General features: G+C 72.4%; 9 protein-coding genes and 1 pseudogene. 8 read left to right on the top strand and 2 right to left on the bottom strand.

The genetic code is table 11. From position 1 onward, the window contains the following. Window positions 1–26: 26 nt before the first annotated feature. The 4 genes from M1O15_RS18960 to serA all read left to right on the top strand — a co-directional run bounded on the left by M1O15_RS18960 (window position 27) and on the right by serA (window position 5,452). Complete coding sequence (locus M1O15_RS18960; RefSeq protein ID WP_248635137.1) at window positions 27–1,877, top strand: acetolactate synthase large subunit; 1,851 nt, start codon at window positions 27–29, stop codon at window positions 1,875–1,877. Between the two features lie 62 nt (window positions 1,878–1,939). Continuing rightward, window positions 1,940–2,464 (top strand): acetolactate synthase small subunit, encoded by a 525-nt coding sequence (gene ilvN / locus M1O15_RS18955; RefSeq protein ID WP_248635136.1) that lies wholly within the window; start codon window positions 1,940–1,942, stop codon window positions 2,462–2,464. Between the two features lie 119 nt (window positions 2,465–2,583). Then, on the top strand, window positions 2,584–3,585 hold the full coding sequence (gene ilvC, locus M1O15_RS18950) for a ketol-acid reductoisomerase (protein WP_248635135.1): 1,002 nt from the start codon (window positions 2,584–2,586) through the stop codon (window positions 3,583–3,585). Between the two features lie 265 nt (window positions 3,586–3,850). Next, complete coding sequence (serA, locus tag M1O15_RS18945) at window positions 3,851–5,452, top strand: phosphoglycerate dehydrogenase (RefSeq protein WP_248635134.1); 1,602 nt, start codon at window positions 3,851–3,853, stop codon at window positions 5,450–5,452. A gap of 120 nt (window positions 5,453–5,572) precedes the next feature. Here serA and M1O15_RS18940 read toward each other — a convergent pair whose 3' ends face one another. Further along, on the bottom strand, window positions 5,573–6,493 hold the full coding sequence (locus tag M1O15_RS18940) for an EamA family transporter (protein ID WP_248635133.1): 921 nt from the start codon (window positions 6,491–6,493) through the stop codon (window positions 5,573–5,575). A gap of 96 nt (window positions 6,494–6,589) precedes the next feature. Between M1O15_RS18940 and M1O15_RS18935 the strand changes: the two genes are divergently transcribed. Continuing rightward, window positions 6,590–7,495 (top strand): LysR family transcriptional regulator, encoded by a 906-nt coding sequence (locus tag M1O15_RS18935; protein WP_248635132.1) that lies wholly within the window; start codon window positions 6,590–6,592, stop codon window positions 7,493–7,495. Window positions 7,496–7,531: 36 nt separating this feature from the next. Here the strand turns inward: M1O15_RS18935 and M1O15_RS18930 are convergent, their stop codons facing one another. Next, window positions 7,532–8,827 carry a PucR family transcriptional regulator gene (locus tag M1O15_RS18930; RefSeq protein ID WP_248635131.1) on the bottom strand — a complete coding sequence of 432 codons (1,296 nt, stop codon included), beginning with the start codon at window positions 8,825–8,827 and terminating at the stop codon, window positions 7,532–7,534. A 231-nt stretch (window positions 8,828–9,058) separates the two neighbouring features. Here M1O15_RS18930 and M1O15_RS18925 point away from each other — a divergent pair, with 231 nt between their 5' ends. The 3 genes and pseudogenes from M1O15_RS18925 to M1O15_RS18915 all read left to right on the top strand — a co-directional run. Continuing rightward, window positions 9,059–9,985 carry a proline dehydrogenase family protein gene (locus tag M1O15_RS18925; RefSeq protein ID WP_248635130.1) on the top strand — a complete coding sequence of 309 codons (927 nt, stop codon included), beginning with the start codon at window positions 9,059–9,061 and terminating at the stop codon, window positions 9,983–9,985. Between the two features lie 15 nt (window positions 9,986–10,000). Continuing rightward, a complete protein-coding gene (gene pruA, locus M1O15_RS18920) occupies window positions 10,001–11,641 on the top strand; it encodes an L-glutamate gamma-semialdehyde dehydrogenase (RefSeq protein WP_248635129.1) in 1,641 nt (546 codons plus the stop codon). Window positions 11,642–11,834: 193 nt separating this feature from the next. After that, window positions 11,835–12,269 (top strand): annotated as a pseudogene (locus M1O15_RS18915) (ATP-binding protein); the annotation flags it as partial. Between the last annotated feature and the right edge of the window lie 72 nt (window positions 12,270–12,341).

The following is a 12,341-nucleotide window of genomic DNA, read 5'->3' as shown; positions in this document are numbered from 1 at the left end:
CCCTCAGCTTCGAGAAGAGAATGCCGATGACCGAGCAGGCCTCCGGGTCCCACCATCCGCAGCCGCGGGCCCGTAGCGGCGGAGCCCAGTCCGCCACCGTCGAACACGTCACGGGTGCGCAGTCCCTCATCCGCTCTTTGGAGGAGGTGGGCGCCGACACGGTCTTCGGCATTCCCGGCGGTGCGATCCTCCCCGCCTACGACCCGATGATGGACTCGGCCCGGGTGCGGCACGTGCTGGTCCGCCACGAGCAGGGCGCCGGGCACGCCGCCACCGGCTACGCCCAGGCCACCGGACGCGTCGGGGTCTGTATGGCCACCTCGGGACCGGGCGCCACCAACCTGGTCACCCCGATCGCCGACGCCCACATGGACTCCGTCCCCATGGTCGCGATCACCGGCCAGGTCGCCTCCAAGGCCATCGGCACCGACGCCTTCCAGGAGGCGGACATCTGCGGCATCACCATGCCGATCACCAAGCACAACTTCCTGGTCACCAAGGCCGAGGACATCCCGCGCACCATCGCCGAGGCGTTCCACATCGCCTCCACCGGCCGCCCCGGCCCGGTCCTGGTCGACATCGCCAAGGACGCCCTCCAGGCGCAGACCGTCTTCAGCTGGCCCCCGCAGCTGGACCTGCCCGGCTACCGCCCGGTGACCAAGCCGCACGCCAAGCAGATCCGCGAGGCCGCCAAGCTGATCACCCAGGCCAAGCGGCCCGTCCTCTACGTCGGCGGCGGCGTCCTGAAGGCCGGCGCCACCGCCGAGCTGAAGGTCCTCGCCGAGCTGACCGGCGCCCCGGTCACCACCACCCTGATGGCGCTCGGCGCCTTCCCCGACAGCCACCCGCTGCACGTCGGCATGCCCGGGATGCACGGCGCGGTCACCGCGGTCACCGCCCTGCAGAAGGCCGACCTGATCGTCGCCCTCGGCGCCCGCTTCGACGACCGGGTCACCGGCAAGCTGGACAGCTTCGCCCCCTTCGCCAAGATCGTCCACGCCGACATCGACCCGGCCGAGATCGGCAAGAACCGCGCCGCCGACGTGCCGATCGTCGGTGACGCCCGCGAGGTCATCGCCGACCTGGTCCAAGCCGTCCAGGCCGAGCACACCGACGGCAACGCGGGAGACTACAGCGCCTGGTGGCGCGACCTCAGCCGCTGGCGGGACACCTACCCGCTCGGCTACGACCAGCCCGAGGACGGCAGCCTCTCCCCGCAGCAGGTCATCCAGCGCATCGGGCAGCTCGCCCCCGAGGACACCATCTACGCGGCCGGCGTCGGCCAGCACCAGATGTGGGCCGCCCACTTCATCGGCTACGAGCGCCCCGCCACCTGGCTCAACTCCGGCGGCGCCGGGACCATGGGGTACGCGGTCCCGGCCGCCATGGGCGCCAAGGCCGGCATGCCCGACCGCACCGTCTGGGCCATCGACGGCGACGGCTGCTTCCAGATGACCAACCAGGAACTGGTCACCTGCGCCCTCAACGGCATCCCGATCAAGGTCGCCATCATCAACAACGGCGCCCTCGGCATGGTCCGCCAGTGGCAGACCCTCTTCTACAACCAGCGCTATTCCAACACCGTGCTGCACGCCGGCCCGGGCCAGGAGACCCCGCCCAACAAGGGCACCCGCGTCCCGGACTTCGTCAAGCTGTCCGAGGCCATGGGCTGCGTGGCGCTGCGCTGCGAGCGCCCCGAGGACCTGGACAAGGTCATCGCCGAGGCCAACGCCATCAACGACCGCCCGGTGGTCGTGGACTTCATCGTCCACGAGGACGCCATGGTCTGGCCGATGGTCGCCGCCGGCACCTCCAACGACGAGGTCATGGCCGCCCGCGGGGTCCGCCCCGACTTCGGCGACGGCGAAGACGACTGAGGACCCGAGACCCCCGGACCCTCCGAGACCTTCCAGAACTTCGAGGAAGCAGAGAAGCAGCCATGTCCAAGCACACGCTCTCCGTCCTGGTGGAGAACACCCCCGGCATCCTGGCCCGGATCGCCGCCCTGTTCTCCCGGCGCGGCTTCAACATCGACTCGCTCGCGGTCGGCGTCACCGAGCACCCGGAGATCTCCCGGATCACCATCGTGGTCAACGTGGAGGACCTTCCGCTGGAGCAGGTCACCAAGCAGCTCAACAAGCTGGTCAACGTCCTGAAGATCGTGGAGCTGGAGTCCAGCGCCGCCATCGCCCGGGAACTGGTCCTGGTGAAGGTCCGCGCCGACAACGAGACCCGCAGCCAGATCGTGGAGATCGTCCAGCTGTTCCGCGCCAAGACCGTCGACGTCTCCCCGGAGGCCGTCACCATCGAGGCCACCGGTTCGAGTGACAAGCTCAGTGCCATGCTGAAGATGCTGGAGCAGTTCGGCATCAAGGAACTCGTCCAGTCCGGCACCATCGCCATAGGGCGCGGCGCCCGCTCGATCACCGACCGCAGCCTGCGCGCGCTCGACCGTTCCGCGTAACGGCTCCCCACCCGGCCCGCCGCACGGCGGCCCGTCCCGGGTGGCGAGACCCCCCGACCTCCCCGCACCCTCCCCCCGTACGGTGGGACGCACCACCAGAGAACCAAGGAGAAAAGAACGTGGCCGAGCTCTTCTACGACGCCGACGCCGACCTGTCGATCATCCAGGGCCGCAAGGTCGCGGTGATCGGCTACGGCAGCCAGGGCCACGCCCACGCCCTGTCGCTGCGCGACTCGGGTGTGGACGTCCGCGTCGGTCTGCACGAGGGTTCGAAGTCCAAGGCGAAGGCCGAGGAGCAGGGCCTGCGCGTGGTGACGCCGTCCGAGGCCGCCGCCGAGGCCGACGTCATCATGATCCTGGTCCCGGACCCGATCCAGGCCAAGGTCTACGAGGAGACCATCGCCCCCCATCTGAAGGCGGGCGACGCCCTCTTCTTCGGCCACGGCCTCAACATCCGCTTCGGCTTCATCAAGCCGCCGGCCGACGTGGACGTCGCCATGGTCGCCCCCAAGGGCCCGGGCCACCTGGTCCGCCGCCAGTACGAGGAGGGGCGCGGCGTGCCGTGCATCGCCGCCGTCGAGCAGGACGCCTCCGGCAACGCCTTCGCGCTGGCCCTCTCGTACGCCAAGGCCATCGGCGGCACCCGCGCCGGCGTCATCAAGACCACCTTCACCGAGGAGACCGAGACCGACCTCTTCGGCGAGCAGGCGGTCCTCTGCGGCGGCGCCTCCGCGCTGGTCAAGGCGGGCTTCGAGACCCTGGTCGAGGCCGGCTACCAGCCGGAGATCGCGTACTTCGAGTGCCTCCACGAGCTGAAGCTGATCGTGGACCTGATGTACGAGGGCGGCCTGGAGAAGATGCGCTGGTCGGTCTCCGAGACCGCCGAGTGGGGCGACTACGTCACCGGCCCCCGGATCATCACCGACCAGACCAAGGCCGAGATGAAGAAGGTCCTCGCCGAGATCCAGGACGGCACCTTCGCTAAGAACTGGATGGACGAGTACCACGGCGGTCTGAAGAAGTACAACGAGTACAAGACGCAGGACTCCCAGCACAAGCTGGAGACCACCGGCAAGGAGCTGCGCAAGCTCATGAGCTGGGTGAACGACGAGGAGGCGTAAGCCCCCTCACCGCGGCGGACCGGGACCCTTGCCGGTCCGCCGCGGTGTTTCGCCCGCGGACGGGCCCCGCGCCGCCGGTTGGACCGGATGTCCAACCACGGACGGGTGATCCTTCCGCCGCGGAGGAAACGGCGGGCGCCCCCGCCACTACACTTCAAAGCCATACGCGTCAGGCCCACAGCGTCGTGCGTCTTCCACGCGGCAAGCCCCTCCACCGCCTGCGGCCGTCGGGACGGCCGTCCGCACTGGACTTGTGAGGACCCACGTGAGCTCGTACCCCAGTCGAAAAGCCACGGTACTGATCGCCGAAGAGCTGTCGCCCGCCACGGTGGACGCGCTCGGTCCGGACTTCGAGATCCGCCACTGCAACGGCGCCGACCGCGCCGAGCTGCTCCCCGCCATCGCGGACGTGGACGCGATCCTGGTGCGCTCCGCCACCAAGGTGGACGCCGAGGCCATCGCCGCCGCCAAGCGGCTCAGGGTCGTCGCCCGCGCCGGAGTCGGCCTGGACAACGTGGACGTGCCCGCCGCCACCAAGGCCGGCGTGATGGTCGTCAACGCCCCGACCTCCAACATCGTCACCGCCGCCGAGCTCGCCTGCGGCCTGCTGGTCGCCTCCGCCCGCAACATCCCGCAGGCCAACACCGCGCTGAAGAACGGCGAGTGGAAGCGGAGCAAGTACACCGGCGTCGAGCTCAGCGAGAAGACCCTCGGCGTGGTCGGCCTCGGCCGCATCGGCGTGCTGGTCGCCCAGCGGATGTCCGCCTTCGGGATGAAGATCGTCGCCTACGACCCCTACGTCCAGCCGGCCCGCGCCGCGCAGATGGGCGTCAAGCTCCTCACCCTGGACGAGCTGCTGGAGGTCGCCGACTTCATCACCGTCCACCTGCCGAAGACCCCCGAGACCCTCGGGCTCATCGGCGACGAGGCGCTGCACAAGGTCAAGCCCTCGGTGCGGATCGTCAACGCCGCGCGCGGCGGGATCGTCGACGAGGCGGCGCTGTACTCGGCGCTGAAGGAGGGCCGGGTCGCCGGCGCCGGCCTCGACGTGTACGCCAAGGAGCCGTGCACCGACTCCCCGCTCTTCGAGCTGGACCAGGTCGTCTGCACCCCGCACCTGGGCGCCTCCACCGACGAGGCCCAGGAGAAGGCCGGTATCGCGGTCGCCCGCTCGGTGCGCCTGGCGCTCGCCGGCGAGCTGGTCCCGGACGCGGTCAACGTCCAGGGCGGGGTCATCGCCGAGGACGTCAAGCCGGGCCTGCCGCTGGCCGAGCGGCTCGGCCGGATCTTCACCGCGCTGGCCGGCGAGGTCGCCGTCCGGCTGGACGTCGAGGTGTACGGCGAGATCACCCAGCACGATGTCAAGGTGCTCGAACTCTCCGCGCTCAAGGGCGTGTTCGAGGACGTGGTGGACGAGACGGTGTCCTACGTCAACGCCCCGCTGTTCGCCCAGGAGCGCGGCGTCGAGGTACGGCTGACCACCAGCTCCGAGTCGCCCGACCACCGCAACGTGGTCACCGTCCGCGGCACCCTCTCCGGCGGCGAGGAGGTGTCGGTCTCCGGCACCCTGGCCGGCCCCAAGCACCTCCAGAAGGTCGTCGCGGTCGGCGACTACGACGTGGACCTGGCGCTCGCCGACCACATGGTGGTGCTCCGCTACGAGGACCGCCCGGGCGTCGTCGGCACGGTCGGCCGCATCCTCGGCGAGGCCGGGCTGAACATCGCCGGTATGCAGGTCTCCCGGCTGGTCGAGGGCGGCCAGGCGCTGGCCGTGCTCACCGTGGACGACACCGTCCCGCCGGCGGTGCTCACCGAGCTGGCCGAGGAGGTCGGCGCGACCTCGGCGCGCTCGATCAACCTGGTCTGACACGTCGTACGCACGCCTGAGGGCCCCGGAGCCTGCTGCTCCGGGGCCCTCGGCCGTCTCAGATGGCGGCCGGGCGGTCCGTCAGCTGATCCGCCGGGCGGTCCGCGGGCCGGTACGGGATCAGGCGGGCGAGGGGACGTCAGGACCCGGGCGGGCGCCGGCCCGGGTGGCGCCCACCCCGGCGGCGACCACCAGGGCGACACCCGCCGCGGGGGCGAGCCCGGGCACCTGGCCCAGCACCGCCATCCCCGCCGGCACCGCCACGGCGGGCTCCAGACACATCAGGGTGCCGAACGCGGAGACCGTCAGCCGGCGCAGCGCCAGGAACTCCAGGGTGAACGCCAGCAGCGGGCTGAGCAGCGCCAGCCCCAGCACCACCAGCAGCGCCGTCCAGTCCAGCCGGCCCCACAGCGACGGGGCGCCCACCAGCAGGCCCACGATCCCGGCCACCGGCATGGAGACGGCCAGCCCGCCCAGCCCGGTGACCCGGTCGCCCACCCGCTGGGTGAGCAGGATGTACGCGGCCCAGCAGCAGGCCGCCGCCAGCGCGTACGCCACGCCGACCAGGTCCGCCCCACCGGCGTGCCAGGGCTCGGTGAGCAGCAGCACACCGACCGCCGCCAGGACCGTCCACACCCCACGGCCCCGGCCGGGCCCGAACAGGGACACCGCCAGCGGGCCCAGGAACTCCAGCGCGCTCGCCGTGCCCAGCGGCAGATGGGCGATGGCCAGCATGAAGAAGACCATCATCCCGGCGGTGGCCAGCCCCAGCGCCGCGCACCAGCCGAGGTCCCGCCGGGCGGGCCCGCCCCGCCATGGGCGGACCGCGACGAAGAGCAGCAGCCCGGCCCAGGCCAGCCGCAGCCCGGCCGTGCCCAGCGCGCCGAGCCGGTCGAAGAGCGGCACCGCCAGCGCGGAGCTGAGCTGGACGGCGGACATCGCCACCACCGCCATCGCCAGACCGGCCGGCGGCCCGCCGGGCGTGGCGGGGCCGGTAGGGGCCGGGTCGGGGGAGTTCCTGGTGGTGGTGCCGGTGCTCATGGGCCCCAGTCAATGCGGCGGCCACCGTCCGTGTCCACGTGCCGTTCGCGAACGTACCGTTCGGGAAAGCCGGACGGACGGTGGGATCATGGCCGTATGGAGACACGACGGTTGCATCTGCTGCTGGAGCTGTCCCGGCTGGGGTCGATGCGCGCGGTCGCCGAGGCCGTGGGCACCAGCACCTCGACCGTCTCGCAGCAGCTCGCCGTACTGGCGCGGGAGACCGGGGCCGCGCTGATCGAACCGCACGGGCGCCTGGTGCGGCTCACCCCGGCCGGGCGGCGGCTGGCCGAGCACGCCGAGTCCATCCTGGCGGCGGTGGAGGCGGCGCGGCTGGACCTCGCCCCCGGGGCGGAGCCCGGCGGCACTCTGCGGGTGGCCGGCTTCGCCACCGCCATCCGGGCCCATTTGCTGCCCGTGGTCACCGAGTTGGCCGACGCCCACCCCGGGGTCCGGATTTTGGTCAGCGAGCACGAACCGGTCGAGGCGCTCCAGTTGCTCGCCGAGGACGAGACCGATCTCGCCCTGGTCTACGACTACGACCTCGCCCCGGCCGTCTTCGGCCCCGCCCTGCACGCCACCCCGCTGTGGACGGCCCCCTGGGGACTGGGGGTGCCCGCGGCGGCCGAGGAGCCGGGCCGACCGGGCACCTCCGCCGAGGTGTTCGCCCGCTACCGGACGTACGACTGGATCGTGAACTCCCGCAACACGGCGGACGAGACGGTGGTGCGCACCCTCGCCTCGCTGGCGGGCTTCACCCCGAGGGTCACCCACCGGGCGGACAGCCTCGACCTGGTGCAGGGCATGATCACCGCCGGGCTGGGGGTCGGGCTGCTGCCGACCGGCGCCCCACTCTCCCCGGGGGTGCGGCTGGTCCCGCTCACCGGCCCGGGAGCCACCCTGCGCGCCTACGCCCTGGCCCGGCGCGGCCGGCTGGACTGGCCCCCGCTCGCCCTGGTGACGGAGCTGCTGGTGCGCCGGGTGGCGGGGGAGGGGCGCTGACCGGGCGGGGCGGACCGAGCGCGGGGGAGCGGGCCCTCAGAGCCGGGCGGCCTTCAGGGACATGTGCAGCAGCAGCCGGTGCTCGCCGTCGTCCAGGTCCAGGCCGGTGAGCTGCTCGACGCGGGACAGCCGGTAGTAGAGCGTCTGGCGGTGGATGCCGAGGGCGGCGGCGGTACGGCTGGCCTGGCCGGCGTGGTCGAGGAACACCTCGGCGGTGCGGGCCAGTTCGGTGTGCGAGGGGGCCAGCAGCTCGCGTACGGCCGGGTCGTCGGCGGAGCGCGGGGGAAGGGCGGTCAGCAGGCGGTACGGGCCGAGGGCCGCCCAATCGGCGGTCGGGCCGAGCCGGGGTTCGGCGAGCACCGCCCGTGCGGCGGCCGCGGCCTCGCGCCAGGCCTCGGCCAGCTCGGCCGCCCCCCGGCGCGGCACCGAGACCCCGGCGGCCACGCCGGTGCCGGGGGCGGGGGAGGGGCCGGTGCCGGACCGGGCCCCGGGCCCCGGAGCCGTACGGCCGGAGGCGGGAGACCCGGGCCCGGGGGCGGGGGTGGACGTGCCGCCCGAGGCCGGGGCCGTACCGGTCGAGGCGGCGGGCCGGGGGGCGGCGGCCGCCCGGAGGCGTTCGACGGCGGTCAGGGCGGGGGCGGCGGAGTCCGCGGTGCGGAGCCGGACCAGCGCGGCCAGCACGGTGGCCCCGCCGTCCGGCAGCCAGGGCCGGGGCAGGGTGCAGAGCGCGGCGGTGCCCGGGGCGAGCCGGGCCGAGGGGGCGTCGGCGGCGGGCCAGGGGGCCAGGCACACCAGGGCGTGCGGCCCCTCGGCGTCCGGGCCGAGCGCGCCGCGCAGCGCGTCCACCGCCCCGTCGTACTGCCAGCCCTTCCCGGCGGTGAGCACCGCCCGCAGCTCCCGGGAGAGGTCGGCCCCGGCCCGCTCCTCGTCGGCGATCAGCCCGCCGATCCGGGCCGCCACCTCCATCGCCGAGGCCAGCCGGTCCGCGGGCGGCCCCGGGTCGGCGTCCAGCAGCCACACGTAGCCGAGCACCACACCGCGATGGCGCACCGGCAGGCAGAGCCGGTCCCGGAACACCCCGGCCTCCGGGGCGGCCGGGATGCGGACCGGGCCGGTCGCCCGGGCGATGCCGTACTGCTCGAACCAGGCGCGGACCGCGGGGGTGGACTTCCTGGTCAGGATGGAGCGGGTGCGCACCGGGTCCATCGCGGTGTCGTCCTCGCTGTCGTGCGCGCCGAAGGCGATCAGCCGGAAGTCCCGGTCCTCCAGTGTCGCGGGCGCACCGAGCAGCGCCGAGATCTCGTCGACCAGGTCCTGGTAGTCGCCCTTCACCACCCCAGTGTCCCACCTCTTCAGACATCTGTATGAGGCACCGGGTCCGGATGCGTGACGTCTGTCGATGGCCTCGCGATCGGGGGAAACCTACTTTTCACAGTGGTTCTCCGTGCCGTTGCGAGATGTTCGTCCGGCGAAACGATTCGTTCGCTTTCCCCGGCGAGGCACCCGTCCGCGGCCCGGTCCGCCCGCCCCTGTTCGTCCACTCGTGTTCCGTGGAGGTGGCCCGTGCTGGGTCCCGTGATCCTCGCCGCGTCGCGCAGCGACCGGATGCGCCGTTTCGTCTCCGCCGCCCCCGGCACCAAGCAGGTCGTCGCCCGCTTCATCGCCGGCGAGACGGTGGACCAGGTCGTCCCCGTGATCGAGGACGCCGCGGCCAAGGGCCTGGAGGTCACCCTCGACGTGGTGGGCGAGGACATCACCACCCGTGAGCAGGCCTTCGCCGCCCGGGACGCCTACCTGGAGCTGATCGACCGCCTCAAGGGCCTGGAGCTCGGCACCCAGGCGGAGATGTCCGTCAAGCTGTCCATGTTCGGCCAGTCGCTGGAGGACGGCCACGAGCTGGCCCTCGCCAACGTCCGCCCGGTGGTCGAGGCCGCCGCCGAGATCGGCACCACGGTCACCCTGGACGCCGAGGACCACACCACCCTGGACTCGATGTTCGCCATCCACGAGGAGCTGCGGAAGGACTTCCCGCAGACCGGCTGCGTCATCCAGGCGTACCTGTTCCGCACCGAGGAGGACGCCCGCCGGCTCGCCGCGAACGGCAGCCGGGTCCGGATCGTCAAGGGCGCCTACAAGGAGCCCGCCTCGGTCGCGTACCAGGACAAGGCGGAGATCGACAAGGCGTACGTCCGCATCCTGAGGATCCTGCTGGAGGGCGAGGGCTACCCGATGATCGGGTCCCACGACCCGCGGCTCATCGCCGTCACCCAGGAGCTCGCCCGCCGCGCCGGGCGCAAACTGGACGAGTACGAGTTCCAGATGCTGTACGGCATCCGCAGCGAGGAGCACCTGCGGCTCGCGGCCGAGGGCCACCGGATGCGGGTCTACACCGCGTACGGCACCGACTGGTACGGGTACTTCATGCGCCGCCTCGCGGAGAAGCCGGCCAACCTGCTGTTCTTCGTCCGCTCGATGATCACCAAGAACTAAGGAGTATCGGAACTCATGGACGCTGTGACCCAGGTCCCCACTCCGGTCAACGAGCCGGTCCACGGCTACGCCCCCGGCTCCCCCGAGCGCGCCCGCCTGGAGGCGAAGCTCCGCGAGCTGGCCGCGAAGCCGATCGAGCTCCCGATGACCATCGGCGGCGAGAAGCGGATGGGCGGCGGCGCACGCGTCGACGTCGTGCAGCCGCACAACCACAAGGCCGTCCTCGGCACCTTCGCCACCGCCACCCAGGCCGACGCCCAGGACGCGGTGGACGCCGCCCTGGCCGCCGCCCCGGCCTGGCGCGCGCTCTCCTTCGACGACCGCGCCGCGATCATCCTGCGCGCCGCCGAGCTGCTGGCCGGCCCCTGGCGCGAGACGCTGGCCGCCGCCACCATGCTGGGCCAGTCCAAGACCGCCCAGCAGGCCGAGATCGACACCCCCTGCGAGCTGGTCGACTTCTGGCGGTTCAACGTCAAGTACGCCCGCGACCTGCTCGCCGAGCAGCCGCCGGCCAACTCCCCGGGTGTGTGGAACCGCCTCGACCACCGCCCGCTGGAGGGCTTCGTCTACGCGATCACGCCCTTCAACTTCACCGCGATCGCCGGCAACCTGCCCACCGCCCCGGCCCTGATGGGCAATGTGGTCGTCTGGAAGCCGTCCCCGACCCAGACCTACGCCGCCGTGCTGCTGATGGAGCTGCTGGAGGAGGCCGGGCTGCCCAAGGGCGTCATCAACCTGGTCACCGGCGACGGCCTGGACGTCTCCGAGATCGCGCTCAACCACCCCGAGCTGGCCGGCATCCACTTCACCGGCTCGACCAAGACCTTCCAGCACCTGTGGAAGACGGTCGGCAACAACATCGAGAAGTACCGCGGCTACCCGCGGATCGTCGGCGAGACCGGCGGCAAGGACTTCGTCGTCGCCCACCCGAGCGCCGACCCGGCCGTGCTGAAGACCGCGCTGACCCGCGGCTCCTTCGAGTACCAGGGCCAGAAGTGCTCCGCCACCTCCCGCGCGTACATCCCGGCCTCGATCTGGAACAACGGCTTCAAGGAGCAGTTCGCCGCCGAGGTCGACTCGATCGCCATGGGCGACGTCACCGACCTGTCGAACTTCATCGGCGCCGTCATCGACGAGCGTGCCTTCGCCAAGAACAAGGCCGCCATCGACCGCGCCAAGGAGGACGCCTCCTGCACCATCGTGGCCGGCGGCTCCTACGACGACTCGGTCGGCTACTTCGTCCGCCCGACCGTCATCGAGTGCACCGACCCGGAGAACGAGGTGTTCACCACCGAGTACTTCGGCCCGATCCTCGCGGTCCACGTGTACGACGACAGCTCCGCCGAGAAGTACGACGAGATGCTGACGCAGATGGAGGCCGTCTCCGCGTACGCGCTCACCGGCGCCGTCATCTCCCAGGACCGCGCCGCCGCCGCGCACACCATGGACAAGCTGCGCTACGCGGCCGGCAACTTCTACATCAACGACAAGTCGACCGGCGCCGTGGTCGGCCAGCAGCCCTTCGGCGGCGGCCGCGCCTCCGGCACCAACGACAAGGCCGGCGCCCCGCAGAACCTGATGCGCTGGACGCTGACCCGCGCCATCAAGGAGTCGCTGGTCTCCCCGACCGACTACACCTACCCCCACATGGGCTGACGCCCCCCGGGGGCGGCCCCGCGCGGCCGCCCCGCCCCCGAGCACCGCCCCCGTTCGGCCCCCACAGCCGGACGGGGGCGGTTTCCACGTTGCGGGGGCCGCCTGGGCGGTGGGGGAAGCGGGGCGGTATGACCCGGCGGACCCGGGGTAGCAGGGTGCGGACCGGGGCGACTGCCGTCCGAGGGTGGAGGACATGACCGCAGAAGACCGCCTGACACCTTCGCTGACACCCCCGGGGACCCTCAGCCGAAGCGCCGAGTACACCGGGGAGCCCGGCTGCATCGCCGAGGCCCGCGCCCTCTCCGACCGGTTCCTGACGGAACTGGCCGCCGAGTGGCTCGCCGCCGTACCCGAACGCACCGCGACCGATGTGCGCCTGGTCGTCAGCGAACTGGTGACCAACGCCGACCGCCACACCGGCGGCCCGTACGTGCTGGAGCTGGAGGGGTGCGCGCGCTGGCTGACCGTCACCGTGTACGACGCCGACTGCGCCCGCCCGGTGTTCCACCGCAGCGACCCGGGCCGGGTGGGCGGCCACGGCATGGAGATCGTGCGCGCCCTGTGCACCCGGCTGAGCGTCAAGACCATCCCGGCCGGCAAGCGGGTCCGCGCCGAGTTCGCACTGGCGCCCGCCCCTGAGACCTCTGAGGCCTCCGCGTCCGAGGTGCCCGCCTCCGGTGCCGCCGCCGGCCGGACCGTG

Origin of the sequence: Streptomyces lichenis, assembly GCF_023218175.1 — a bacterium.
Taxonomy (GTDB): Bacteria; Actinomycetota; Actinomycetes; order Streptomycetales; family Streptomycetaceae; genus Streptomyces; species Streptomyces lichenis.
The sequence above is the reverse complement of the archived record's forward strand: the minus strand, read 5'-3'. Positions and strand labels throughout refer to the sequence as shown.